Origin of the sequence: Paenarthrobacter nicotinovorans (assembly GCF_021919345.1) — a bacterium.
GTDB lineage: Bacteria > Actinomycetota > Actinomycetes > Actinomycetales > Micrococcaceae > Arthrobacter > Arthrobacter nicotinovorans.
Map to the genome: position 1 here is coordinate 187,946 of NZ_CP089293.1, position 25,134 is coordinate 213,079.

General features: G+C 63.3%; 27 protein-coding genes and 1 tRNA gene. 21 read left to right on the forward strand and 7 right to left on the reverse strand.

Annotated features, from left to right (window positions below; genetic code table 11):
• The first annotated feature begins 218 nt into the window (after positions 1 to 218).
• The 8 genes from pstS (at position 219) to JMY29_RS00955 (ending at position 7,736) form a co-directional block, all read left to right on the forward strand.
• On the forward strand, positions 219 to 1,340 hold the full coding sequence (gene pstS, locus JMY29_RS00920; protein WP_189076360.1) for a phosphate ABC transporter substrate-binding protein PstS: 1,122 nt from the start codon (positions 219 to 221) through the stop codon (positions 1,338 to 1,340).
• A 136-nt stretch (positions 1,341 to 1,476) separates the two neighbouring features.
• Positions 1,477 to 2,409, forward strand: a complete 933-nt coding sequence (gene pstC, locus JMY29_RS00925; RefSeq protein ID WP_018780127.1) for a phosphate ABC transporter permease subunit PstC — start codon at positions 1,477 to 1,479, stop codon at positions 2,407 to 2,409.
• Entirely contained in the window at positions 2,410 to 3,513 is a 1,104-nt protein-coding gene (gene pstA / locus JMY29_RS00930; protein WP_039239201.1) for a phosphate ABC transporter permease PstA, read from the forward strand.
• 63 nt (positions 3,514 to 3,576) lie between these two features.
• The gene (gene pstB, locus JMY29_RS00935) at positions 3,577 to 4,356 is read left to right on the forward strand and encodes a phosphate ABC transporter ATP-binding protein PstB (protein ID WP_039239203.1); all 780 of its coding nucleotides are present in this window, start codon (positions 3,577 to 3,579) and stop codon (positions 4,354 to 4,356) included.
• 500 nt (positions 4,357 to 4,856) lie between these two features.
• On the forward strand, positions 4,857 to 5,939 hold the full coding sequence (locus JMY29_RS00940) for a hypothetical protein (protein ID WP_189076361.1): 1,083 nt from the start codon (positions 4,857 to 4,859) through the stop codon (positions 5,937 to 5,939).
• Between the two features lie 31 nt (positions 5,940 to 5,970).
• Positions 5,971 to 6,183, forward strand: coding sequence for a hypothetical protein (locus tag JMY29_RS00945; RefSeq protein WP_189076362.1), 213 nt, complete (start codon positions 5,971 to 5,973; stop codon positions 6,181 to 6,183).
• Between the two features lie 171 nt (positions 6,184 to 6,354).
• Positions 6,355 to 6,861 carry an RNA polymerase sigma factor gene (locus JMY29_RS00950; RefSeq protein ID WP_189076363.1) on the forward strand — a complete coding sequence of 169 codons (507 nt, stop codon included), beginning with the start codon at positions 6,355 to 6,357 and terminating at the stop codon, positions 6,859 to 6,861.
• A 2-nt stretch (positions 6,862 to 6,863) separates the two neighbouring features.
• Positions 6,864 to 7,736: a hypothetical protein gene (locus tag JMY29_RS00955; RefSeq protein ID WP_189076364.1), complete on the forward strand. Its 873-nt coding sequence runs from the start codon at positions 6,864 to 6,866 to the stop codon at positions 7,734 to 7,736.
• Positions 7,737 to 7,835: 99 nt separating this feature from the next.
• Here the strand turns inward: JMY29_RS00955 and JMY29_RS00960 are convergent, their stop codons facing one another.
• Both JMY29_RS00960 and JMY29_RS00965 read right to left on the reverse strand, forming a co-directional pair.
• Complete coding sequence (locus JMY29_RS00960) at positions 7,836 to 8,852, reverse strand: inorganic phosphate transporter (protein WP_189076365.1); 1,017 nt, start codon at positions 8,850 to 8,852, stop codon at positions 7,836 to 7,838.
• A gap of 1 nt (position 8,853) precedes the next feature.
• Positions 8,854 to 9,471 carry a DUF47 domain-containing protein gene (locus JMY29_RS00965; RefSeq protein ID WP_018780233.1) on the reverse strand — a complete coding sequence of 206 codons (618 nt, stop codon included), beginning with the start codon at positions 9,469 to 9,471 and terminating at the stop codon, positions 8,854 to 8,856.
• Positions 9,472 to 9,668: 197 nt separating this feature from the next.
• Here JMY29_RS00965 and JMY29_RS00970 point away from each other — a divergent pair, with 197 nt between their 5' ends.
• Positions 9,669 to 10,394 carry a hypothetical protein gene (locus JMY29_RS00970; protein ID WP_018780232.1) on the forward strand — a complete coding sequence of 242 codons (726 nt, stop codon included), beginning with the start codon at positions 9,669 to 9,671 and terminating at the stop codon, positions 10,392 to 10,394.
• A 234-nt stretch (positions 10,395 to 10,628) separates the two neighbouring features.
• On the opposite strand, the gene JMY29_RS00975 is transcribed toward JMY29_RS00970, so the two are convergent.
• Entirely contained in the window at positions 10,629 to 11,288 is a 660-nt protein-coding gene (locus JMY29_RS00975; RefSeq protein WP_018780231.1) for a hypothetical protein, read from the reverse strand.
• Positions 11,289 to 11,523: 235 nt separating this feature from the next.
• Between JMY29_RS00975 and JMY29_RS00980 the strand changes: the two genes are divergently transcribed.
• A tRNA-Lys gene (locus JMY29_RS00980) sits at positions 11,524 to 11,596 on the forward strand.
• 124 nt (positions 11,597 to 11,720) lie between these two features.
• On the opposite strand, the gene JMY29_RS00985 is transcribed toward JMY29_RS00980, so the two are convergent.
• A complete protein-coding gene (locus JMY29_RS00985) occupies positions 11,721 to 12,326 on the reverse strand; it encodes a class I SAM-dependent methyltransferase (RefSeq protein WP_189076366.1) in 606 nt (201 codons plus the stop codon).
• 193 nt (positions 12,327 to 12,519) lie between these two features.
• On the opposite strand from JMY29_RS00985, the gene arfA reads away from it, so the two are divergent.
• On the forward strand, positions 12,520 to 14,043 hold the full coding sequence (arfA, locus tag JMY29_RS00990; RefSeq protein ID WP_189076367.1) for an arabinosylfuranosidase ArfA: 1,524 nt from the start codon (positions 12,520 to 12,522) through the stop codon (positions 14,041 to 14,043).
• Positions 14,044 to 14,112: 69 nt separating this feature from the next.
• Here the strand turns inward: arfA and JMY29_RS00995 are convergent, their stop codons facing one another.
• Complete coding sequence (locus JMY29_RS00995) at positions 14,113 to 14,478, reverse strand: hypothetical protein (RefSeq protein WP_055973688.1); 366 nt, start codon at positions 14,476 to 14,478, stop codon at positions 14,113 to 14,115.
• A 181-nt stretch (positions 14,479 to 14,659) separates the two neighbouring features.
• Here JMY29_RS00995 and JMY29_RS01000 point away from each other — a divergent pair, with 181 nt between their 5' ends.
• Both JMY29_RS01000 and JMY29_RS01005 read left to right on the forward strand, forming a co-directional pair.
• Positions 14,660 to 15,664: a LacI family DNA-binding transcriptional regulator gene (locus JMY29_RS01000; protein ID WP_189076368.1), complete on the forward strand. Its 1,005-nt coding sequence runs from the start codon at positions 14,660 to 14,662 to the stop codon at positions 15,662 to 15,664.
• A gap of 18 nt (positions 15,665 to 15,682) precedes the next feature.
• Complete coding sequence (locus JMY29_RS01005) at positions 15,683 to 16,783, forward strand: D-TA family PLP-dependent enzyme (protein ID WP_189076369.1); 1,101 nt, start codon at positions 15,683 to 15,685, stop codon at positions 16,781 to 16,783.
• Here the strand turns inward: JMY29_RS01005 and JMY29_RS01010 are convergent.
• Positions 16,780 to 17,301: a flavin reductase family protein gene (locus tag JMY29_RS01010; RefSeq protein WP_055973678.1), complete on the reverse strand. Its 522-nt coding sequence runs from the start codon at positions 17,299 to 17,301 to the stop codon at positions 16,780 to 16,782. The two genes, JMY29_RS01005 and JMY29_RS01010, sit on opposite strands and share 4 nt — an antisense overlap.
• Positions 17,302 to 17,497: 196 nt before the next feature.
• Here JMY29_RS01010 and JMY29_RS01015 point away from each other — a divergent pair, with 196 nt between their 5' ends.
• The 8 genes from JMY29_RS01015 (at position 17,498) to JMY29_RS01050 (ending at position 24,066) form a co-directional block, all read left to right on the forward strand.
• The gene (locus tag JMY29_RS01015; RefSeq protein ID WP_018780224.1) at positions 17,498 to 17,800 is read left to right on the forward strand and encodes an urease subunit gamma; all 303 of its coding nucleotides are present in this window, start codon (positions 17,498 to 17,500) and stop codon (positions 17,798 to 17,800) included.
• 8 nt (positions 17,801 to 17,808) lie between these two features.
• A complete protein-coding gene (locus JMY29_RS01020; protein WP_018780223.1) occupies positions 17,809 to 18,177 on the forward strand; it encodes an urease subunit beta in 369 nt (122 codons plus the stop codon).
• Positions 18,174 to 19,904, forward strand: a complete 1,731-nt coding sequence (ureC, locus tag JMY29_RS01025; RefSeq protein WP_189076370.1) for an urease subunit alpha — start codon at positions 18,174 to 18,176, stop codon at positions 19,902 to 19,904. The genes JMY29_RS01020 and ureC overlap by 4 nt, the downstream gene beginning before the upstream one ends.
• 7 nt (positions 19,905 to 19,911) lie before the next feature.
• The gene (gene ureE, locus JMY29_RS01030) at positions 19,912 to 20,388 is read left to right on the forward strand and encodes an urease accessory protein UreE (RefSeq protein ID WP_189076371.1); all 477 of its coding nucleotides are present in this window, start codon (positions 19,912 to 19,914) and stop codon (positions 20,386 to 20,388) included.
• Positions 20,389 to 20,586: 198 nt separating this feature from the next.
• Entirely contained in the window at positions 20,587 to 21,258 is a 672-nt protein-coding gene (locus JMY29_RS01035) for an urease accessory protein UreF (RefSeq protein ID WP_189076372.1), read from the forward strand.
• Positions 21,259 to 21,279: 21 nt separating this feature from the next.
• Positions 21,280 to 21,897 carry an urease accessory protein UreG gene (gene ureG / locus JMY29_RS01040; RefSeq protein WP_189076373.1) on the forward strand — a complete coding sequence of 206 codons (618 nt, stop codon included), beginning with the start codon at positions 21,280 to 21,282 and terminating at the stop codon, positions 21,895 to 21,897.
• A 202-nt stretch (positions 21,898 to 22,099) separates the two neighbouring features.
• Positions 22,100 to 23,020, forward strand: a complete 921-nt coding sequence (locus JMY29_RS01045; RefSeq protein WP_039239233.1) for an urease accessory protein UreD — start codon at positions 22,100 to 22,102, stop codon at positions 23,018 to 23,020.
• Entirely contained in the window at positions 23,020 to 24,066 is a 1,047-nt protein-coding gene (locus JMY29_RS01050) for a HoxN/HupN/NixA family nickel/cobalt transporter (protein WP_189076374.1), read from the forward strand. The genes JMY29_RS01045 and JMY29_RS01050 overlap by 1 nt, the downstream gene beginning before the upstream one ends.
• On the opposite strand, the gene JMY29_RS01055 is transcribed toward JMY29_RS01050, so the two are convergent.
• Complete coding sequence (locus JMY29_RS01055) at positions 24,063 to 25,040, reverse strand: serine hydrolase domain-containing protein (RefSeq protein WP_018780216.1); 978 nt, start codon at positions 25,038 to 25,040, stop codon at positions 24,063 to 24,065. The two genes, JMY29_RS01050 and JMY29_RS01055, sit on opposite strands and share 4 nt — an antisense overlap.
• Positions 25,041 to 25,134 lie beyond the last annotated feature (94 nt).

The following is a 25,134-nucleotide window of genomic DNA, read 5'->3' on the forward strand; positions in this document are numbered from 1 at the left end:
GCCAGGGAGCGACGAGCGCAACCGGGGAACCACTCAAGGTGGCGCGCGCCACATAACCCAATGGTCCGCCGTCGTTCACCTTCCGTTCACCTGCCACCGCAGATCCCGTTACCTGCGCTCCTTACCTTCAGTAAAGGAACAAAAAGGTCCACAGCTCGCGCACGCCGAAATCTCCGTTCGGAACGCATCTGAGAAATCCCTGGAAGGGGCACATCCAAGTGAAGGCAACTCGCTTCGGCCGCAACGCGGCAATCGCGGTCATCGCAGCAGGCGCACTCGCGCTCACCGCTTGCGGTTCTGACAACGCAACCGGCACCACTGGCGGCACCCAGTCCGCAGCAGCCGGCACCAAGGTAACCGGCACCCTGACCGGTATCGGCGCCTCCTCCACCGGCGCAGCAATGGACGCTTGGAAGGCCGGTTTCGCCTCCGCAAACCAGGGCGCCACTGTCCAGTACTCCCCGGACGGGTCCGGCGCGGGCCGCAAGGCAATCATCGACGGCTCGGCACAGTTCGCCGGCTCGGATGCCTACCTGAAGGATGACGAGCTCGTGGCTTCCAAGGCCAAGTGCGGCCCCGAGGGTGCCATCAACATCCCGGTCTACATCTCCCCGATCGCCGTCGCCTTCAACATCCCTGACGTCAAGGAACTGAAGCTCGACGCCGCAACGGTCGCCAAGATCTTCCGCGGCGAAATCGCCAACTGGAACGATCCCGCCATCGCAGCCCTCAATGCAGGCGTCACCCTCCCGGACCTCAAGGTCACCCCGGTGAACCGCTCCGATGACTCCGGCACCACCACCAACTTCACCGACTACCTCGCAGCCGCTGCTCCCGAGGTCTGGACCGACAAGGCTGCCGGCGTATGGCCCGCATCCCTGAAGGGCGAAAACGCCAAGGGAACCTCCGGCGTCGTCAAGACCGTCACCGACACCCCGGGTGCCGTGACCTACGCCGATGACTCCGCAGTTTCCGGCAAGCTGGGCACCGCCTCCATCAAGGTGGGCGAAGAGTTCGTCAAGATCTCTGCCGACGCTGCTGCCAAGGCTGTCGAAGCAGGCAAGCCCGTTGACGGCCGCGCCAGCAACGACGTTGCCATCAAGCTGGACCGCAAGACCACCGCATCGGGTGCCTACCCGGTAGTCCTCGTCTCGTACCACGTTGTCTGCACCACCTACGAGACCAAGGAAGTTGCTGACCTGGTCAAGGCCTTCGAAACCTACGTAGTTTCGGATGAGGGACAGAAGACCGCTGCCGACGCCGCGAAGTCCGCACCGCTCTCCAAGACCCTGCAGGACAAGGCAAAGACCGCCATCGAATCCATCAAGGCCAAGGCCTAAGGTTCCCGGCGGGTTCGCTGAACCCGGCTGAACACTGAAGTTCCCTGTCCTGCACGGAGTGGCCGCAGAGCCGCCCGGGCGGGGCAGGGAACTTAGCCATGTATGACCAGTTCACTCCAGACTGAAGGATCGTGAAGTGACCACCAACTCCCTGACAACCTCCCAAGGCGCAGGACGCGCCGGGGACAAGGTTTTCTCCGGGGCCGCAATGGCCGCAGGGTGCCTTATTCTTGCGGTTCTCTTCGGAGTCGCGTTGTTCCTCGTGGTGCAGGCGATCCCCGCGCTCACCGCACCGCCCGCCGACATCCAGGGCGGACACGGCTTCTTCGCCTACATCGCCCCGATCGTAGTGGGCACGTTGATCGCCGCCGTGATCGCATTGGTCATCGCCACCCCCGTGGCAATCGGCGTTGCCCTGTTCATCTCGCACTACGCCCCGCGCAGGCTCGCCGCCGGCCTGGGCTACGTGGTGGACCTCCTGGCCGCCATCCCTTCCGTTGTTTACGGCGCTTGGGGCGCGGCTTTCCTGGCCAAGGAAATCTCGCCCGCCTATGACTGGCTGGCCACCTACCTCGGCTGGATCCCGATCTTCGAAGGTCCCGCTTCGGCCACCGGCAAGACCATCCTCACCGCCGGCATTGTCCTGTCCGTCATGGTCCTTCCCATCATCACCTCCCTGTCCCGCGAAATCTTCCTGCAGACCCCCAAGCTGCACGAAGAAGCAGCACTGGCACTGGGAGCCACCCGCTGGGAAATGATCAAGATGGCTGTGCTGCCGTTCGGTCGCCCCGGCATCATCAGCGCCATCATGCTCGGGCTTGGCCGGGCCCTGGGGGAGACCATGGCTGTTGCCCTGGTGTTGTCCTCGGGCGTCCTCACCGCGAGCCTCATCCAGTCCGGCAACCAGACCATTGCCGCGGAGATCGCCCTGAACTTCCCCGAAGCCAGCGGCCTGAAGGTCAACACCCTGATCGCTGCCGGCCTGGTGCTCTTCGTCATCACCCTCGGCGTGAACATGATCGCCCGCTGGATCATCACACGGCACAAAGAATTCTCGGGAGCCAACTAAATGACCGCCACAGTAGCCCGCAAGCGCTCCGCACTCACCAAGGGCCAACTGCCAAAGTTCGCGCCCTACATCGTGCTGGCCGTCGCACTCGTCGTCGCAGCGGCCATTATGGCACTGATCGGCTTCAACGCCTTCGGCTGGGGCATTGTCGCCGCGATCCTCTTCGCTGTCGGCCTGGTTTCCTGGAGCGGCGCTATTGAAGGCGCCCGCAAAGCCAAGGACAAGCTGGCCACCTGCCTGGTGGTGGGTGCGTTCCTGATCGCGCTCCTGCCCTTGATTTCGGTGATCGTCACGGTGCTGATCAACGGCATCCCGGGGCTCATCACACCCGGATTCCTGGGCACCTCCATGAACGGCGTCACCGGAGCGTTCGACAACAAGGCAGCAGAAGAAGGCGCCCCCGTGCTGGGCGGCATCTACCACGCCCTGATGGGCACCATCCAGATCACCCTCCTGGCCACTGTCATCTCGGTGCCGGTGGGCCTGCTCACCTCGATCTACCTCGTGGAATACGGCAACGACCGTCCGCTGGCCCGTGCCATCACGTTCTTTGTGGATGTCATGACAGGCATTCCCTCGATCGTGGCCGGCCTCTTCGCGGCAGCGTTCTTCTTCGCCATCGTCGGCCCGGGCACCAAGACCGGTGCGGTGGCCGCCGTCGCGCTTTCCGTCCTGATGATCCCGGTGGTGGTCCGCTCCAGCGAGGAAATGCTGAAGATCGTCCCGAACGAGCTCCGCGAGGCCTCCTACGCGCTGGGCGTGCGCAAGTGGCGCACCATCACCAAAGTGGTCATCCCGACGGCGATCTCCGGCATCGCTTCCGGCGTCACCTTGGCGATCGCCCGAGTGATCGGTGAAACCGCCCCCATCCTGGTGACCGCCGGGTTCGCCACCACCATCAACAACAACGTGTTCGGCGGTTGGATGGCCTCGCTGCCCACGTTCATCTACACGCAGATCCTCAACCCGACGTCGCCGTCCAACCCTGGTCCCTCGGACCAGCGTGCTTGGGGCGCCGCGCTGGTGCTGATCATCCTGGTGATGCTCCTGAACCTCGGAGCCCGCCTCATCGCCCGCATGTTCGCGCCCAAGACGGGCCGCTAGCCGGGTCTGCCGGGCCGCCCGGCACTCAAAACTTCCAGAACCCCCAAGGAACAAAGGAACACCATGTCCAAGCGCATCGACGTCAAAGACCTGAATGTCTACTACGGCAATTTCCTGGCCGTCGAGGACGTCAACATCAACATCCAAGCGAAGTCCGTCACGGCTTTCATTGGCCCTTCCGGCTGCGGCAAGTCCACCTTCCTCCGCACGCTGAACCGCATGCACGAGGTCCTTCCCGGCGCCCGCGTCGAGGGCGAAGTGCTGCTGGACGGCGACAACCTTTACGGTCCCGGCGTGGACCCCGTGACCGTCCGCACCCAGGTGGGCATGGTCTTCCAGCGCCCCAACCCGTTCCCCACCATGTCCATCCGCGACAACGTGCTGGCGGGCGTGAAGCTGAACAACAAGAAGATCTCCAAGGGAGCAGCCGATGCACTCGTTGAGAAGTCCCTTGTTGGTGCCAACCTTTGGAACGAGGTCAAGGACCGCCTGGACAAGCCGGGGTCCGGTCTTTCCGGTGGCCAGCAGCAGCGTCTGTGCATCGCCCGCGCCATCGCCGTCGAGCCTCAGGTGATCCTCATGGATGAGCCCTGCTCCGCCCTTGACCCCATCTCCACGCTGGCCGTCGAAGACCTCATCAACGAGCTCAAGGACCAGTACACCGTGGTGATCGTGACCCACAATATGCAGCAGGCCGCCCGCGTGTCCGACAAGACCGCGTTCTTCAACATCGCAGGCACCGGCAAGCCCGGCAAGCTGATCGAGTTCGCCGATACCACCAGCATCTTCAACAACCCGTCCCAGAAGGCCACGGAAGACTACGTGTCCGGTCGCTTCGGATAAGGGTTCCGCGGGTTCCGGCTTTCTATGGGGGAGTCGGCACAGAACGACGGCGGCCGTCGCCTTGGGGGTACGGCCGCCGTCGTTTTTTGTTGCCCAACTGAGGGGGCAGATATCGACCCAATGACTGCTCACTGGGCCGTTGTCCTTCCCAGTTGGGGTTGCAGGCGTGTGAGCGGGGAGAGCGCAGGCTCCAGGATGAACGCCGCTATTGCGGTGACCAGTGGCAGGTCAGGAGTGCGGGCCTGAGGCATTAGACGACAATGCAGTGATTTTTGCTGGTGGTGTAATTATTCGTCCCGAACCGGAAACAACATGTACGAGCAGGCCATTCTGCTCAGTTGTTCCAGGGGGGGGAAGGACCCAGACCAATGAAGTACCACCGATCCCGCTTTGCCAAGTCCGCCACTCTGGCATCGCTTGCGCTGGCACTGACACTTACAGCCTGCATACCTGCAAACCCGCCGGGTATTTCCACCGCTCGGGGAGTATCAGAACGCCCTATGCCCGCCACCCAGCCTCTCGCCGTAGTTATTGATCAGATACTGCCGGCGCCTGAATCCAGCGCCACTAATCGGCTGGAAAACCCGGTCCTGCTCGAAGTGCCATCATCGGTCATGGTCCCCGCGGCTACCGTTGCACCATCCCAGGAACAGTCAGGTACCGTGCCAGCAGCGGCGCCCGTTCCTGCTGCTGCCCCACCAATCGCTACTGCCCCACAGGCGACCGCTCCGCCAGCCGCACCACCAGCGCCCGCGCCCGCCGGCCCAGCCGCGGGCGCCTGCACCCCTGACAACATCGATATCCGGCGGAACGACCAAGTCCAGGCGATTAAGCCGATCCCGGCCAATGAGCAGCAGTACTACACCGTCCTTGGGTGCGCCGAAGGCTGGCTCGCATACTCCATTTCAGATGAGGGGATCAGGGCCATCGGCCTCGACGGTGGCAACGTTTATTTCAACTTTGCCACGCTCCAAAGCAACGGCCGATACCTGACCGATTTCACACAGTTGTGGACCAGCGTCCATAACTGGGACTTTCTCGCCTATGACGTCCAAAACGGGAAATACGCAACCGTGCAAGAGGGTATGGATGCCCAGTTTGCCACTTATGGCATTCCTGTCCGACTCAGGACGCAGCTTGTCGGCCCCGGCCCCGCGACCCCAGCACCCGGTGGTCCCACCGCGGGCGCGTGCACCCCTGACAACATCGATATCCGGCGGAACGACCAAGTCCGGGCGATTAAGCCCATCCCGGCCAATGAGCTGCAGTACTACACGGTCCTTGGGTGCGCCGAAGGCTGGCTTGCGTACTCCATTTCAGATGAGGGGATCAGGGCCATCGGCCTCGACGGTGGCAACGCCTGGTACAACGTTGCCACGCTCCAAAGCAACGGCCGATACCTGACTGACTTCACACAGTTGTGGACCAGCGTCCATAACTGGGAATTCCTTGCCTTTGTCGTACGGGACGGAAAATACGCCACCGTGCAAGAGGCTATGGACGCCCAGTTCGCCACAAACGGCATCCCAGTCCGGCTGAGGGAACAACTTGTTGGTCCCGGCCCAGCAACCGGCGCTCCGTAACCACCTCCACTCCAAGCACAAGAAATTAACCATGGAATTCATAGACGCCCACTCAGTGGTGATCTTCGGCGTACTGCTCGTTCATCTCATCGGCGTGATCGTCGTCGCCGTTTCGACAGTTGTCCTGGTAGCCGCGATGTTCGTCGTCGTCGCGGTCGTGCATGCCTGCAGAAGCGTGTGGTCGGTCCGTCACGCAGGCAAGCAGAGACCCAGCGGCGACGACTTGGCCGCGCAGCGGCTCTAAAAGAGATACCCGGCACGCTCATTGGGGGATTTTGCCGGGTATCTCTTCATTTAAGAGGGCTACCGGAACAGATGCTTAAACTTTTTCTACGGTTATGTAAGAAACAACGATTCCCGGGACACTTAGTGGTTGACACATCACATCGCACTAGTCCGGGGGAACAGAACAAGGATGTTGGCTACCAGAGAGCAGAAACTGATTGCTCTTCACGCTGAACACTTCAGCCGCATCTACCAGTACATCGCGTACCGGATCAACGACCGCGAACGGGCCGAGGAACTGGCCAATGACGTGTTCCGAATCGTGTGGGAAAAACAACCGCCCGAGCCGCCCGGCTTCGGATGGCTGATAGCCACAGCCAGGAATGTACTGGGCAATGAGTACAAAGGCAGGAGTCGTCGCGATCAACTCATGCAGCGCCTGGCCGAAGAAGCCCGGGTCCAGGCCGTTACTACCAGCGATGACGAGCAGCAGGCCACCGTTGCGGAGATCCTCTCCAGGCTCAAGGACCGCGATCGGGAAATCCTGATGCTCTCGTACTGGGATGACCTCACCACCGCGGAACTGGCTGAAAGCCTTGGGTGTACAGCCTCCGCTGCCGCGGTCAGGCTCCACCGGGCCCGGAAAGCGTTCGCGAAAGCCGCACCACAACACCTCATGACAGAACGGGAAGTCTAACCATGGACCGCATCGAACAACTCATGAAAAACGCAAAACCAAACGTCCCCGAACCCGGCACCACCCCCGGTGTCCTGCCGAGCCGGTCCCATGTCTTCTCCGATGATCCCAACGTCGTTTCTCTCGCCGACCGCAAACCTCGGCGTAAAGGGTGGGCGGCCACCACAGGTGTGGTTCTCGCTGCGGCAGCTGTCATCGGGGCGGTCGTCGTAGCCGGCAACCTCGTCCCGCAATCGGCGCCGGCACCGGCCACTACCGACACTGCCACTGTCACGGCCACCCCTACGCCAACGCCCACCGCGTCGCCAACGGTTACCCCTTCCGCGACGGCAAGCCCCACACCGACAACCACCCCAACCGAAACCCCGGCATGGACCCCTTCTCCGACCTCGACCACGGTTGTCACCCCGATCCCGGCGCCGACCACGGCACCACCAGCGGCCGCGCCCGCCGGCCCAGCTGCGGGCGCCTGCACCCCTGACAACATCGATATCCGGCGGAACGACCAAGTCCAGGCGATTAAGCCGATCCCGGCCAATGAGCAGCAGTACTACACCGTCCTTGGGTGCGCCGAAGGCTGGCTTGCGTACTTCATTTCAGATGAGGGGATCAGGGCCATCGGCCTCGACGGTGGCAACGTTTATTTCAACTTTGCCACGCTCCAAAGCAACGGCCGATACCTGACCGATTTCACACAGTTGTGGACCAGCGTCCATAACTGGGACTTTCTCGCCTTTGACGTCCAAAACGGGAAATACGCAACCGTGCAAGAGGGTATGGATGCCCAGTTTGCCACTTATGGCATTCCTGTCCGACTCAGGACGCAGCTTGTCGGCCCCGGCCCTACAGCCCCAACGGGAACCGGCACACCATGACCGCCTCTGATCTGGACCTAACGACCGGCATTGGGCCCGGAAACGGCAGTCTCGTACTAGCCGTTGCAGGATCCGCGTCGTTGTCCTTCCCAGTTGGGGTTACAGGCGTGTGAGCGGGGAGAGCGCAAGCTCCAGGATGAACGCAGCTATTGCGGTGACCAGTGGCGTTGCTACCCAGAACAGCAGGATCCTGCGGACCAGGCGCCGGTTGACGGTGTGGAAGCGTTGGTTGACGCCGCCGCCCAGTATCGAGGCCGTGAGTGTGTGCGTGGTGGAAAGCGGCAGCTGAAATCCGATCGCGCCGATAAACAGCATCACCGACGTCAGGGTCTGGGCCACGAATCCACGCAGCGGATCAACCCGGATGAGCTTGTGCCCCAACGTGTGGGAGATCCGCCAGCCGCCCAACAGGGTTCCCGCCGTGAGCATGACGGCGGTGAGGAGCAGGATCCACAGAGGGACGTCGTCCCCGCCCGAGAACCCGGCAGCCACGATTGCCAGAAGAATGACCGCGGCCGTTCGCTGCCCGTCCTGGAGGCCATGGCCGAACGCAACAGCCGCACTGGAAACGGCCTGCGCACGCCGGAATCGCCTGTTGACGACGTTCGGCTGCGTGTAGCGGGCGGCCCACGTCACCGGCCACACCAGGAGGTAAGCCGCCCCGAAGGCTATCAACGGCGACAGCACCAGGGGGAGGACCACCTGTGTGACAACGATGCCGTCCACGCCCCCGATGGAGTTTCCACCCACCAGGATGCTCGCGCTGCCCGCGCCGATCAGGCCGCCCACCAGCGAGTTCGTGGAAGACAAAGGAATGCCACGCCACCACGCATAAACTCCCCACAGTATTGATGCCGCCAAGGCTGAGGCGAGCATGGTGAGGCCGCTGGTGCCATCGGGCAGGGTGATCCATGACTGCGTGAAGGCGAGGACGAACGTGCCGCTGAGCATGGCGCCCACGAAGTTGAAGACGGCAGCCAGGAGCACGGCGATGGACGGCGTAAGGGCACGGGTCCGGGTGGAAAGCGCGACGGCGTTGGAGACATCCCGGAAGCCGTTGAGGAATGCGAACCCGGCAGCCAAGGCAACTACCAGGACCAGGGCGGCGATGGTCACGTCATGATTCCTTGACGATGATGCTGCCTACCTGCGTGGCGACCTTCCGCATGTCTTTGGTCACTTCCACCAACTGGTTGGCGATGTCCCGGTGCCGCGCGTACTGCGCGGACTTCATGTCCTTGAGCATCTCGGCCACCCAGATCCGATGGGTGCGTTCTGCACGCTTGGTGAGCCGGAGGATTTCAATCCAGTAGTCCTCGAGTTCATCAAGGTCCTCGAGCTTCCGCATGGCGTCCACCGTCAGCTCGGCCTGCCGGCTGATGATCTCCAGCTGGTCGGCGGCGCGTTTGGGGAGCCGGTCCAGCTTGTAGATCGCGACGAGGTCGCCGGCGGCATCCAGCTTCTCCATGGCCTCGTTGAGGTGGCGCGACAAGGTGTACATGTCCTCGCGCGGGAGGGGGTTCACGAAACTGGTGCGCATGTGCGTCAGGAGTGCGAAGTGCAGGTCCAGGGATTTCGACTCATGCTCGTGCAGTTCCTCGGCAAGGCGGTCGTGCTCGCCGGCGGGGGCGCCGAGAATCTCGGACAGGGTTCCGGTGGCTGCCACGATGACGCCGGCCATCTGTGCGAGCAGTACGAGCCCGGCAGGTTCCTGGGGGAAAAGGCGCAGCTTCATGTCGCTTCCGGGCTGGGGACGGGTGGGCGCAGGCCGCTTGACTTGACGCGACCCGTTTCGCTCCCAACTTTACCGGTCCGGCGGCGAGCTGCGGGATGCGCGCGGGAACGTTGCGGGAAGTTGTCCCCATCGCGAGGTGCTGCACATCCATGCAACACTTGGCAAGACAAATATTTAATCCAATCAATGGGGGAATTATGCGTTTCAACAATGTTGTGAAGATCACCGGCTTGGCGGCTGCCGGGATGCTCGCCTTGAGTGCCTGTGGACCCGCTGCGTCGAGCCCGACGCCGGCTGGCTCCGAATCGTCGTCCTCGTCGTCGTCCGCTTCGCCTTCAGCGTCGTCGTCGTCCTCTGCTTCTTCTGCTGCCTCCGAAGGCACTTCCTCGGGAGACTATAAGGTTGCCGCCTGGGCGCTTCCCATCTCGGACGCCGGCGAGAAGCTGGGCAGCATGAAGGGTGACAGCTTCTCCGTGGATGTCTTCCAGGTGGCCACGGACGTCGCATCCAAGGACAGCATGTTCGTGGACAAGGAAACGAAGGAGAACCTGCTGAAGAAGGGCGCTCCGATTGTTTACGTGAACTACGTGGTCACCAACACCTCTTCGGCGGATATCCCCCTGAGCCACTCGCTGGTGACGCCTTCTGCGAAGTACACGGACTGGAAGTACCTTGGCGGCATGCCGTCCGATTCCAGCAGCGACGGTTTCAAGAAGCACGGCCTCACCAGCTCAGGCATCAAGCTGAAGGAAAAGGACCCGTTCGTGCTGAAGCCGGGTGAGTCGTTCAACATCGCCGAGAACTTCGCCTACACCGCAGGCAAGGAAACCGAGATCAAGGCCACCATGACGCCGCAGGACGCGGCCGGCGACCTGGATCACGACAAGAAGGAAACCGCCGAAACTACGGTCACTTTGAAGTAGTTCCTGCCGCGTTTGCCCGGGCCCGTTTCAGGACAGGCCCGGGCAAACTGCGTTCGGGCATAAAAATGGTGCCGAACCGGATACGCCTCTCGGCGGTAGGCCGCTCGAAGCGGCTATAAGTTGAAGCCCGGGGGTTTCGCGGTTCGACACCAGTTTTAGTTTTCCCCGTCTGGCTGGCTAAGTCAACATTGACAGTCCGGGCCGGGCGTGGGTACGTTTCGCCCTTCTGCTGAGTTAGTCCAGCTCTCCAAGCCTCCACGCGTTTGCGGCATGTTCGAGGTCTTCCGCGGTTTTCACCAGCTGGTGGGAGTTGCGGGTGAGCTTGCTCGCGTGGCCCTCATTGGTGTGTTCGGCGCCGTCGGCAAGTGTCGCCTGGCCGAGTGCCACCACCCGGCAGAACGCAGCCGAACGTTCCAGCGCGACGTCGAACTCGCCGTCGAAGGCGCCCGACAAAATCGCGTCAGCCATGGTCTTCATCTCGTCGGCTCCCGGCGGTTCAGCCGCCCCTGCCACCACGTTCGAAACCTGCGCGGTGTCACGCCCGGCCCGGAAGTACACGGAGATGCGCTCCGGGTTCTGGATGGTTGCGGCGCGAAGGGCATACAGCCGCCAGAGGGCGCCCGGCAGGCTTCGGGCAGGGCTTTCAGCCCACATCTCGGCGATGGCTTCGAGGCCTTGCTCATCGGCCAGCTTCACCAGCCTGCGGGTGACTTTGGGGTCGTCGCTGTCGCGGCCGCGCTTCACCAGCGCCTGGGCAGCCAGGTGCGCTGCCTCGGAAACGCGTGCCGGGTCTGCCCCACCGGCGAACGGTTCGAAATCGATGGGGGCGAAGGGCTTGGGCTTGTGGTGCCTGTTTGCTCCGCCGTACGCACGTGATCCTGGCTGTTCGCTCATGAGTTCACCGTACTCCTGTGCTCTGGTGGGGTCGAGTAACGGTTCCTTGGGCCGTTGTTGCCGGGGCGGGCCTTCGCTACCCGCTTTGCCGTCGCCCTGAGACAGACACGCCGCAGCTGCCGCGCGTCGTCGTCGACTTCCCGCACAAAGAAGGTGACGACGCCGCAGCGCGCCTTCGGTTCCATACCTGCCTTGACCTTGGGGTACAGTATTTATGGCTGTTTCAACAGCTGGAGGGCCTTTAGCTCAGTTGGTAGAGCATCGGACTTTTAATCCGTGGGTCGTGGGTTCGATCCCCACAGGGCCCACCCTCCAAAACAGGCCGGAGACGCTGAGTCTCCGGCCTGTTTTTTGTTGTCCGCCCACGGACTGGCGGTCTTGGCCCTATCTCCCGCCGCACAGCCGTGAACGGCGCAAAGGTCAGCGTGGGCGTCAGGATTTCGCCCGCCGAGCAACGATGGCGGCATGCGGACGGACTCCGGGGTCTGCGCGGGAGTGTGTGCTGGTCACGGTAAAGCCCGCATCCTGGAGCCGGGCGGCCATCTCCTCCACGGGCCAAAAATAGGCGGGCGTCACGGCATGCGGGAAGACCTTCAGGGTGACTCCCTCGAAGAATCCCAGCAGGAGACCGCCGTTGGGCCTGAGGCATCGGGCAAATTCGTCCAGGACCGCGCCGATGTCTTCAGGGGGAGTATGAATCACCGAGTACCAGGCGAGGATCCCGGCGAGTGACTGCTCCGGCGTCGGCAGATCCTTGAGGTCGCCCAGTGTGAAGGGGATGTCCGGGTAGCGCTGCCGGGCGGTCTCGATGAACTCAGGCACCAGGTCCACACCCTTGGCATCCACGCCAATCGAGTGCATGAAGTGCGTCCACTGGCCTGGGCCGCAGCCGGCGTCGATAACTTTCCCGTCAAGGCTGCCGGCCCAGTCCTGGACAAGCGCGCGATCGTCGGTGTTGGTGCTGCTGATGGACCCGAACAGCGAGGTGTACTCGGCCGCGCGGGCGGAATAGGCGGACGCGGTGATCCCGGATGACATGGACTCCAGCCTAGGCCGCTCCCCAACCCGCTCGGCGTGAATTCCCGCCGCAAAACGGCGTGCCACCGTAGCAAGCGCCGCGCAAAGCAAAGAAAGTCCTTGACTCGTCATCGATACACCGACAGCATGGTTCTATAACGTTGTAAATTGACTCGTAAGCCCCCGAACAACCCAGCAGACAAGGACCCATGCCTTGGGAGACCAGAACAACACCGCCAAAATCACTATCGACCCCGCATTTGTCATCGGTCCGGTCCGGAGAAAAACCTTTGGGGCCTTCGTCGAGCACCTGGGCCGCTGCGTCTACACAGGAATCTTCGAACCGGAGCACCCGCAGGCTGACGAGGACGGATTCCGTACCGACGTCCTGGAGCTCACCAGGGAACTCGGCGTCTCCACCGTCCGCTACCCCGGAGGGAATTTCGTTTCGGGCTACCGCTGGGAGGACGGGGTGGGTCCCAAGGAAGACCGCCCCACCCGCCTGGATCTCGCCTGGCACTCCAGCGACCCCAACCTGGTGGGCGTGGACGAGTTCGCCAAATGGTCCGAAAAGGCCGGGGTCGAGCCCATGATGGCAGTGAACCTGGGCACCAGGGGAACGCAGGAAGCCCTGGACCTGCTGGAATACTCCAACATCAAGGGCGGTACGGCCCTGTCCGAACAGCGCAAGGCCAATGGCGCCGTCGAGCCCCACAACATCAACATGTGGTGCCTCGGCAACGAGATGGATGGTTTCTGGCAGATCGGCCACAAAACGGCCGCAGAGTACGCCCGGGTTGCGGCTGAAACAGCCCGGGCCATGCGCATGGTGAACCCGGACCTGGAGCTGGTGGCGTGTGGAAGTTCCGGCCCGGACCTCCCCACATTCGGCGAATGGGAGCGTGTGGTCCTCAACGAAACCTACGAACTCGTGGACCTGATCTCAGCCCACCAGTACTTCGAGGACTTCGGCGATCTGCAGGAACACCTGTCCGCCGGGCACAGGATGGAGGCCTTCATCAAGGACCTGGTGTCCCACATCGACCACGTGAAATCTGCAACGAAATCCGGCAAGCAGGTCAACATTTCCTTCGACGAGTGGAACGTCTGGCACATGTCCCGGGACGAATCGAAGGCACCCGCCGGTGATGACTGGCCGGTCGCCCCGGTACTGCTGGAGGACCGCTACACAGTGGCGGACGCCGTAGTGGTGGGTGACCTCCTGATAACGCTGCTTCGCAACACGGACCGCGTCCATTCAGCCAGCCTTGCTCAACTGGTCAACGTGATCGCGCCCATCATGACCGAGCCCGGTGGCCGTGCCTGGAAGCAGACAACGTTCCACCCGTTCGCACTCACGTCGCAACATGCCTCGGGCGATGTGCTGAACCTCGCCGTCGAATCGCCGCAGCTGGACAGCGAAAAAACGCCCGCCTTCAGCGCGTTGTCAGCGGTGGCAACGCATGACGCCGATGCCAAGGAGGCCGTCGTCTTCGCCGTGAACCGTTCGGCGACTGACGCGCTGACCCTGGACGCCGCCGTCGGAAGCCTCAACGCGCAGAAGGTTATCGAGGCCATCACGTACACGAACAAGGACCCGTACTGGCAGGCGACGGCGGACGATTCGACGTCGGTCCTGCCGTCCGAAAACGTCAGCGTCAAGCTCGACGGCGGCCGCCTCACCGCCGGGCTTCCGCCCGTGAGCTGGACCATGATCAGGCTGTCCCTGGAGTCCTAGGGCAACACAGGGCGGCCAGGACACCACAGGGCGGCCAGGACACCACGGGGCGTCCTGAACAGTGGGAAACTAGGCGATCTGCTGCGTACCGTCGTGGAACATGGGGTACGCGGAAATAGGTGTGACGGTGGCTGGTTCCGGTGCCTGCGCTGCGGGCTCCGGAGCCGGCTCGTCGACGGTCACGATCTCCATGGACTCCATGTCCAGCAGCCGCCGGCTTCCGGTGTGGTCATTGAGCCAGAAGAGGTCCGTTCCTGCCACTGTCTTGACCACGGTGCCCCGGTGGTAGAGCCGTCCGTTGTGCCATGCCTCGACGTAGCTGCCCGGGCTCAACGGGTGCGGGTCCTCTTGGCTGCCCGGCATGGTTCCGAATGCCTGCGCCAGGCTTGCCTGTGTCTTCAGGGCCTGGAACAAGTCCCTGTTTGCGATGCTCATGTCTGCTCCCCGCGGCTGTCGCCTTCCATTCGCCCCAGCATTGCGCATGTTTGTTGCAGGGGCGTTGCAAGGGGATGAGCGATGTGTGACGGAACAAGAGGCATTGCATTCGTGGTCGGTCAAAGCCCGGAAGCCGCTCCATCTGCAACGATGTATGAAAACGCAACGAAGGAGCCCCTGCATGGCCGTCACCATGAACGACGTCGCACGCGCCGCCGGAGTCTCGTTGAAGACGGTCTCCAACGTCATCAACAACTACGAGTTCATCCGCCCTGCCACCAAGCAGCGCGTCCTTGATGCGATCGAGGAACTCGGCTACGAAACCAACCTCACAGCCCGCAGCCTCCGGTCCGGCAAGACCAGCATGCTCGGCCTGGTCCTGGCAGACCTCTCCATCCCGTACTACGCGGAACTGGCATCGGACATCATGAAGGCGGCGTGGGCCCGCGGTTACCGGGTGCTGGTGGAGCAGTCCGGCAACGAGGCAGAACACGAGAAGGCGGCACTCCAAGGGCAGTTCCGCAGCCTCACCGACGGCCTCCTGTTCATCCCGCTCGCGCTCGACGCCGAGCAGATCATCGCCGCTGCCGGCAAGAAGCCGTTGGTCCTCCTGGGCGAATTCGTGCAGGACCCGCGCCTGGACATGGTCCTCATCCGGAACTACGAGGCTGCCGCGGCGGTGACCACGCACCTGTTGGCGGGCGGTCGCCGTCGGATAGCTGTCCTGGGCGCCGACGACGGCGACACAACCGGCAGTGCCGGCCTGCGCCTCAGCGGCTACAAGGCTGCGCTCGCTGAGGCCGGGGTGGAGTACGACCCCGCCCTGGTGGTGCGGTGCGAGTGGCGGCGGGACGGGGGCGCTGAGGCGGTAGCGAAGCTGTTGGATGCGGGCGCGGAATTCGACGCCGTTTTCGGCCTCAACGACGTTATTGCTTTGGGAGCGCTCCACGAACTCCTGCTTCGCGGCCGGAAAGTTCCCGGGGAGATTGCCGTAGCCGGTTTCGATGACATTGAGGAGGCCCGGTTTGCCTCGCCGTCGCTGACAACGGTGGCGCCCGGTCGTACGGAAATCGCGGAGCGCGCCGTCGAACTTCTGATCGAGCGGATCGAAAGCAACCTGGCCGCTCCCGCCGTGCAGCAGCCGGAGGCGGCGTTCGAGCTGCGGGTCAGGCAGTCCGCGCCGTAGGCCGTTAGTGTTTGAGGAATGAACGTGATTCCCGCTGAAGTCGTCACCCCTGCCGTCATGATCGATGCCGACATCCTTGACCGGAATATCCAGCGGATGGCTGCCGCCATGCTCAGCAGAGGGCTCAACCTCCGCCCGCACGTGAAGACGCACAAGACGTTGCAAATCGCGCGCAAACAGCTTGCGGCGGGCGCCATTGGAATCACGGTGGCGACTATCGGCGAGGCCGAAGTCTTCGCGGCGGATGGAGTCAAGGACATCTTCATCGCCTACCCGCTCTGGGTCGAAGCCTCCCACGCGGACCGTCTTCGGGCCCTGACGGCCGCATGCCGCCTTGCTGTCGGCGTCGATTCAGCGGAAAGCGCGACGGCGATGGGGCGCCACCTCGGAGCCGATGCGGCGAGCGTGGAGGTGCTGATCGAAGTGGACAGCGGACACCATCGCAGCGGCGTGCTGCCTGACGAAGTGGTGGATGTTGCCAACGCCGCGGCTGCAGCCGGACTGAGCGTTCAGGGCGTCTTCACGTTCCCCGGACACAGCTACAAGCCGGGCATGCCGACCGGCGCGGCAAGCAACGAGAATGAGGCGCTCGGCCTGGCCGCGACGGCCCTGACGTCCGCAGGTTTCGAGGTGACCACCATCAGCGGCGGCTCCACGCCCACTGCATTGATTGACGGCGAAACTGTGGCGACCGAGCTTCGTCCAGGCGTCTACGTTTTCGGCGACGCCCAGCAACTGGAACTCGAACGGTGTGCCTGGGAGGACATCTCCCTGACCGTGGCAGCAACTGTGGTCAGCCGCAACGAGGCAGCCGACGGAAATGTGCGCCGGGTTGTGGTGGACGCGGGCAGCAAGGTCCTGGGCAGTGACCGTCCGGACTGGGCCACCGGATACGGCCGGCTCCCGGAGTACCCCGAAGCGAAGGTAACCGCACTGTCCGAGCACCACGCCACGGTCGTTTGGCCGGACTCGTCGGATCTTCCGGCTCTGGGTACGAGGCTCAGGGTGATTCCGAACCACGTGTGCCTGGCGATGAACCTCGTGGACGAGGTCACGGTGGTGCGCGATGGGTCCGTCGTGGAGACGTGGGCCGTGGCGGCGCGGGGGCGCAACAACTAGCCCATGGCCTGTGCGGTTTCGAGCAGCGTGTGGAACTCGCGGTTGTGGTAAACCAACGGGGCTGAGGCGCCGGGGTTCGCCCTGATGTCCAGGACCGTCGCGGCCAGAAGCACAGAGCCTCCCAGCGGTGCCCGGTGGATGATGTCGCAGCGCAGCGCCCACTGGGCTTCCCGGAGGAGGGGCTCGCCGGTAGGCAGCAACTCCCAGTCCATGTCCTGTGTGAAGCGCGGGGCTGCGGGGTCTGCGAACGTGCGCGCCAGTTCCAACTGGCCGGCGCCCACAAGGTGCACCACGATTGACTGCGCGGCCGCGATAACCGACGCCGACCGGCCGCCGGTGACTGAGAACGCGAGCGTTGGCGGATCCACCGCGACGGATGCCACCGAAGACGCCGTGAGCCCTACAGCGCCCTCGGGACCGGAGGCAGTGACGATCGCGACTCCCGCCGGGTGCGCGCGGAACGCGGACCTGAAGAGCTCGCCGACGGCCGGGGACGGCAGGGGATTGTGGTGGGTCATCGCTATACCTTTGGTGGAACTTGCTCGGAATGACGCCGCTGGGCGCACAATATCCGATGCTAGAACCTCAACAATAGTTGAGGTCAATTCGGGGCTATTCGACCCCCGCCTGAGACGGATTGGAAACGTGCCTGAAACTTCCGCTCCCTACGCTGGTCACATCAGTCCCAGCTGTGCCCAGCCACAAGGAGATGCCGTGCACCTTTTGCCCCGTGAGCAGGAAAAACTCATGATCGTGGTGGCCGCCGACCTTGCACGGCGCCGACAAGGCCGAGGGCTCAAGCTGAACTACCCCGAGGCTGTGGCTGTCATCAGCTATGAGCTCATTGAGGGCGCCCGCGACGGCAAAACCGTGGCCGAACTCATGAGCTACGGAACCACCCTCCTCAGCCGGGACGACGTGATGGAAGGTGTGCCGGAGATGATCCATGACGTCCAGATTGAAGCCACCTTCCCTGACGGCACCAAGCTCGTCACCGTCCACAACCCCATCCGTTAGGAGCCCCAATGATCCCCGGTGAATACAGGCTCCAGCCAGGTTCCATCGCCTGCAACAGCGGCCGTGAGGCGATCGCCGTCGAGGTAGTGAACCGCGGCGACCGGCCGGTGCAGATCGGTTCGCACTATCACTTCGCCGAAGCGAACCGCGCCTTGGAATTCGACCGCGACGCCGCGTACGGCCGCCGCCTGGACATCCCGGCGGGCACCGCCGCGCGTTTCGAACCCGGGGACAGGAAAACGGTCCGGCTGATTGAACTCGCCGGGTCACGCGAAGTGTTCGGCCTCAGCAACGCAGTCAACGGAAAGCTCGACGGCGGCACTGACGTTGCCGGTGAACCCCGCCCGGGCGTCGCAGCGGAAAGGGACCACCAGTGAGCTTCGAGATTTCCCGCAAGCAATACTCCGAACTGTACGGACCCACCACCGGGGATGCCATCCGTCTGGCGGATACCGAACTGTTCCTTGAGATCGAGAAGGACCACACGGTCCACGGCGAAGAAGTAGTGTTCGGCGGTGGAAAAGTAATCCGCGACGGCATGGGCCAAAACGGCCAACTGACCCGCGTCGAAGACATCCCGGACACCGTGATCACCAACGTGGTGGTCCTGGATTACACCGGGATCTACAAAGCCGACGTCGCGCTCAAAGACGGGCATATTTTCAAGATCGGCAAGGCCGGGAACCCGCAGATCACTGACGGCGTGGACATCGTGATCGGCGCCAGCACGGAGATCATCGCCGGCGAACGGAAGATCCTCACAGCCGGCGGCATCGACACCCACATCCACTTCATCTCCCCGGAACAGGTCCCTGCGGCCCTGTGCAACGGCATCACCACGATGGTTGGAGGTGGCACCGGCCCGGCCGAAGGAACCAAAGCCACCACCATCACCCCCGGAGCCTGGCACATCTCGCGGATGCTTCAGGCCGCCGAAGGGCTCCCCGTGAACATCGGCCTGTTCGGCAAAGGCCACGCGTCCGCCGTCGAGCCCCTCGCAGAGCAGATCCGGGCAGGTGCCGTAGGACTGAAAGTCCACGAGGACTGGGGCTCCACCACCTCATCCATTGACATGTCGCTGCGCGTCGCCGACGAATACGACATCCAGGTGGCCATCCACACCGACACCCTCAACGAGTGCGGCTTCGTCGAAGACACCATCCGGGCCATCGACGGCCGGGTCATCCACACCTTCCACACCGAAGGCGCAGGCGGCGGCCACGCCCCGGACATCATCAAAATCGCCGGGCTGCCCAACGTCCTTCCCGCCTCCACCAACCCCACGCTGCCGTACACGCGCAACACCATCGAAGAGCACTTGGACATGCTCATGGTCTGCCACCACCTCAACCCGGACATTCCCGAAGACGTGGCCTTCGCCGACTCCCGGATCCGGGCCGAAACCATCGCCGCCGAAGACGTCCTGCACGACCTCGGCATCTTCGCCATTACGTCATCGGACTCCCAGGCCATGGGCCGGGTAGGCGAAGTAGTGACGCGCACCTGGCAGGTAGCCGACGCCATGAAACGGCAACGGGGAGTGCTGACGGATCCAACCGGGACCACCCACGGCTCCGCCGGCTCCGACAACTTCCGTCTCAAACGCTACGTCGCCAAATACACCATCAACGCGGCCATCGCCCAAGGAATGGCAGACGTGATCGGTTCCGTGGAAGAAGGCAAATTCGCGGACCTCGCCCTTTGGGACCCCGCGTTCTTCGGCGTGAAACCCGAACTCGTCATCAAAGGCGGCCAGATCGCCTACGCGCTGATGGGAGACTCCAACGCCTCCATCCCCACGCCCCAACCCCGCACCATGCGGCCCATGTTCGCCACCTACGGGAAGGCGCTCCAGCAAACGTCCATCACCTTCCTGTCCCAGGCAGCCATCGACGCCGGAGTGCCCGCCGAACTCGGCCTCGAACGCATCATCAAACCCGTGTCCGGCATCCGCAACCTCACCAAAGCGGACCTGAAATACAACGGCGAAACCCCGGACATCGCCGTCGACCCCGAAACCTACAAGGTGACGGTCGACGGCGAAGAAGTCACCTCCCAGCCCTCCGACGTCCTGCCCATGGCGCAGCGCTACTTCCTCTTCTAGGAGCCCGATGATCATCGAACAAATTCTGGGCAACGTCCACGAACTGCCCGCAGGCAGCTATGCGGGCAGGCACACGGAAAAAGTCGTCCTCCCCAGCAGCCTCCTCGTCAAAAGGATCCAACGGGTCACCACCGACCACGGCAAGGAACTCGGCATCCGTCTGCCCAGCGGCTCCGGCGACCTCCGCGACGGTGACATCCTGGCAGTCGACGACCACAACGTCATCGTCATCTCCGTGCTGCCAACGGACGTCCTGGTGATAGCGCCAAGGAGCATCCACGAAATGGGTGTAGTGGCGCACTCGCTCGGCAACCGGCATCTGCAGGCGCAATTCTTTGATGCCGCATCCGAATACGAAGCCGAAGTCATGGTGTGCCAGTACGACCACACCGTAGAGGACTATCTGAAGAGCGTCGGCGTCCCCTACGACAGGCAAGAGCGGGTCATGCCGGTGCCCTTCCGCCATGCTGAGCACTCGCACTAAAGTCATGCGCCCCGGCAGGTTGGGTGCGTGCGCTTTCGCTTCGCTGGGAAGGGGGCCGTGCCCGTCCCCAGCCGCTCCCAACCTTCGCAAGCTCAGGTCGGGGCCCTCGCGGCAGTGGGCCCCCCGCGTGGCCCGCCACGCCGCGGCCCCCTTCCCAGCTCCGCTCCAGCGCACAGTCCGCACCGCCGGGGGTGCGCTTTGAGTGCGACATATCAGCTGGCTCTCCAACAGTTGACCGACTCGGCTTTGCCGACGGGCGCTTTTGCTCATTCTTTGGGGTTTGAGAGCTATATCGATCGGGGGCTTGTGGGGGATGAGGTCACTTTCGGTACTTGGTTGAGCGCATTTGTGGGGCAGCAGTTGGTTTATTCGGATGGGTTGGCTCTGCGTTTCCTTTATGAGGGGGTGGATGTTGGCCTGTTGGATTCTGTTCTTACCGGGCAGCTGTTGGCTCGGGAGGTTCGGGAGGCTTCTTTGAAGATGGGCGGACGGTTGCTTGAGATTGGCGGGGAGGTGTTTCCGTCAGGGGAGTTGGAGGCTTATCGGGGGCTCGTTCGTCAGGGGGGTGCCATGGGGCATCAGCCTTTGGCTTTTGGGGTTATTGCGCGGTCGCTCGGCGTTCCTTTTGAAGCGGCGCTTTCCGCTTACTTGTTTGCCACGGTTACTTCGTTGACGCAGAACGCCGTGCGCGCCATACCGCTTGGGCAGAACGCCGGGCAGCGGGTACTTCGCCAAGCACACGACGCCGTTGCTGCCGCCGGCCGGGATGTAGCACAGCTGTGCTGGGACGACTTTGGGGCAGTCAGCCCCGGACTGGAAATTTCACAAATGCGGCACGAACGGCAACGCGCCCGCATGTTCATGAGCTAGTTAGTGCAAAGGACAGAAGACATGACTGAACCCATCAAAATCGGAATCGGCGGACCCGTCGGAGCAGGCAAGACACAGCTCGTGGAACGCATCACCCGCCACATGAGCCGGGACATCTCCATGGCCGCCATCACCAACGACATCTACACCATCGAAGACGCCAAAATCCTCGCCGCCAACGGCATCCTCCCCGAGGACCGGATCATCGGCGTCGAAACCGGCGGTTGCCCCCACACCGCCATCCGCGAAGACACCTCCATGAACACTGCGGCCATCGAAGAACTCAAGACCCGGCACCCGGAGCTCCAGGTCATCTTCGTCGAATCCGGCGGCGACAACCTCTCCGCCACCTTCAGCCCCGAACTCGTCGACTTCTCCATCTACATCATCGACGTCGCCCAAGGCGAGAAGATCCCGCGCAAAGCCGGCCAAGGGATGATCAAGTCCGACCTCTTCATCATCAACAAAACGGACCTGGCACCCCACGTCGGAGCAGACCTCTCCATCATGGAGCGCGACTCCAAGGAATTCCGCGGCAATAAGCCGTTCTGCTTCACGAACCTCAAGACGGATGAAGGACTTGAGGACGTCCTGAACTGGATCCGACGCGATGTCCTGATGCTTGACTTGGCCCAATGAACCGATGCGAGTTGGCGGTTAAGTCACCTTGGGCGGCGCCCGCGGATGAAGGGGGCCGTGCCCGCTCCGCGATGCCCGCCACGCCGCGGCCCCCTTCATCCGCGTTCGCGGATCGCCCCACCCGCATTGCCGCGACAAAAGGCCAGTTCCTTATCCCCGGCTCCGCCGCCTCGGTGGTTACGACACGACGCGAGATACGCGTATGAACACGACGACGCAGGTCGATTTCGGCTCAGACGTTGTGGGGAACCTGGGGCCCGGCTCCACGTTGGCCTTGGGCGAAGGGCCTGTGCGGGGGCGGTTGGAGCTGGGCGTTAGTGTGCGGGGTGGGCGGTCCGTTGCTTCGCGGCAGTTTCATGAGGGCGCTTTGAGGGTGCTCAGGCCGCATTACTTGGATGGGTCCGGGCAGGTTTGCTACGTCATGGTCAATCCCGGCGGGGCGTATCTGGGGGCGGATGTGTTCGTCATTGAGGTGGAGGTTGAGGCGGGGGCTGATCTGTTGTTGACCACGCAGTCGGCCACCAAGGTGTACCGGACTCCGGGGTCGTTCGCTGAGCAGCGGATGAGTATCAAACTGGGGGAAGGCGCGCGGCTGGAGTTGGTGCCCGATCAGTTGATCGCCTATCGAGAGGCGAGCTATCGGCAGAATTCGCGCATCAGTCTCCACCCGGCGTCGTGCCTTGTCATGGCTGAGGTGGTCACGCCGGGGTGGTCCCCGGACGGGGCATCCTTCAAGTTCGAAGAAGTGAGACTGCGGAATGAGATTCACGTCCGAACGGGGGAGCACCAGGAACTGCTGGCCCTGGATAATCTCCTGATCCGGCCGCCCCTGGGGGATGTGACCGGGATGGGGTTCATGGAGGGTTTCAGCCACCTGGGATCGTTGGTGGTAGTGGATCCGCGGGTGAACCAGGAGCTTGCTGATGAACTGGCCCGAATTGCCAGGGATTTTGACGCGTATACCGGAGTTTCTTTGACCGCGACTATTGCCGGGACCACCGGGCTTGTGCTGCGATCGTTGTCGAACAGCACCGAGGAACTCAACACATTGCTGGGTGCTTGTACGGGCGTTCTGCGCGACCGTTGGTACGGACAGGCGCCCTTGAACCTGAGGAAGTACTGATGACTGCGCTGACCGAATTCGCCACCATGTACCGGGAGCGGGAAACGTTGTCCCTGCGGACCCGGCTGCTGTTCACTTTTGGTGCCGTGGCCGCTTTGCACGTTGCCGCCGTCGTGCTTTTGTTGTTTGGTTCCGCCGGTGGCGCCCAGCCGCTGGCGCTCGGGTTGGTGATTACCGCTTACGTGGCCGGCATCAAGCACAGCTACGACTGGGACCACATCGCCGCGATCGACAACTCCACCCGCAAATTCGTGGCGCAGCACAAGGACCCCGTGAGCGTGGGATTCGCGTTCAGCCTGGGGCACAGCTCCGTGGTGATCCTCGCGGGAGTGCTGGTAGTGGCCGGGGCGACGCTGATCGGCCAGTTCATGGAAGACGGCACCACGGGCAACAAGATCCTGGGCCTCATCGGCAGCGGTGTGTCCGGGTTGTTCCTGCTGACCATGGGACTGTTCAACGGCTCCGCGTTTGTTCGCGCCACGCAGGCATACCGGAAAGTCCAGGCCGGCGGGGACGTGCGCCCAGAAGACCTGGAAGCAAAAGGCCTGGTGACCCGGCTGCTCGCCAAGCCCTTGTCGAAGGTGGAGCGGCCGCGGAACATTTACGTGATCGGCTTCCTGTTCGGCTTGGGTTTCGACACCGCCACCACCATCGGGCTGCTGGTCCTCACGACGACGGCGTCACTCGCCGGAGTCTCGCCGCTGGCCTTGATGGCCCTCCCGCTCGCGTTCACAGCAGCCATGACCCTGTGCGATTCCGCCAACGGCGTGGCCATGATGAAGATGTACAAAACCGCCATCCGTAACCCGCAACGCAAGCTCGGTTTCAACGCTGTCATCACGGGCATTTCGGCCGTCTCGGCGCTGTTCATCTCCGTGATCACGCTCGGCGGCTTCGTCAATGCCGCGTTCGGGTTGGAGGATCCCCTGACAACCTGGCTAGGGGAGATCGACCTCGGCGACGCAGGCCTGATCCTGGTGGGCCTGTTCGTGCTGGTGTGGGCCGTGTCCGCCTGGCGTGGCCGGTATGTCACGGCCGGGTCCTAGGAAACCGCTACCGCGTTGAAAAGCTCGGTGGTGTCCACGCCGAGATCCGGGGTGTCCAGCACGTTGGTCAGAAACACGACGCAGCGGTCCTGTTCGGGGAGCATCCACCACTCCGTCCCGGCCCACCCGGGATGGCCGTAGATTCCCTGTGCCAGCAGCTCAGACTCGTTGGCGGGCAGCTGGAATCCCAGCCCGGTGTGGCGGAGGGGCTCGGGCCGGGTGGTGATGTGGGAAACCTCAGTGGTCCGCGGACGGCGCATCGCAGTCAGCGTGGCGGGGCGAACGGCCTTCCCGGTCTGCCCCAGAAGCTCGGAACCCAGGTTGAGCAGGTCCGCTGCCGTACCGAACAGCCCCGCACCCGGATGCCTCTTCCGATACATGGCATCCACGTTCAAACCCGCAGCCTCGGTGCCGTGGATTCTGTGCGGGTTGCAGTCGGTGCCGAACGTCAGGCCGCCGGCACCTGTGTCACCGGCCAGGGACAGGAGTTGCTCCTCGAACGGGCGCCCGTCAGCCCACTCGGCCATCGCTGCAGCACCTTCGAAAGCGATATTGCAATACTGGACAAGGGAACCCGCATAGAAGGCCTGTTCGGCGGAGGTGAGGTCCTCGCGGAGAGGAGCGCCGCCGTCGAGCGCCGGATCAGCAATCCCGGAGCGGTGGCTGAGAAGGTGCTCCAGCGTTACGGTGTCCGTGCGGCCCGCGCCGAAGTCCGGGAGGACGTCACCCAGTGTGTTGCCCAGTGACAACTTCCCGAGCTCGACCTGCCGCATGACGGTCAGGGCAGTGACCGGCTTTGTCACCGAGAACAGCGCAAAGTGGTCCTCGGCTGTTGCCTGCCTTCCGCCGTCGGTCCCGAACGCCACAATGTCCTCGATGCCCTGGCTGGAGGCGATCCCCAGCACGGCAACGGGCACGCGCCCGAGCTCAACCTGTTTGCGGGCCCATTTTGCCGCGGGTCCTGTCTGCACCATTGCTGTGCCACGCTTTCGCTCGGGATTCGGTGTCTTGAATCTATCGTGATGGCGTTGAGAAGAAACCTACCGCCACGTGTAACCCCGGCGGCCT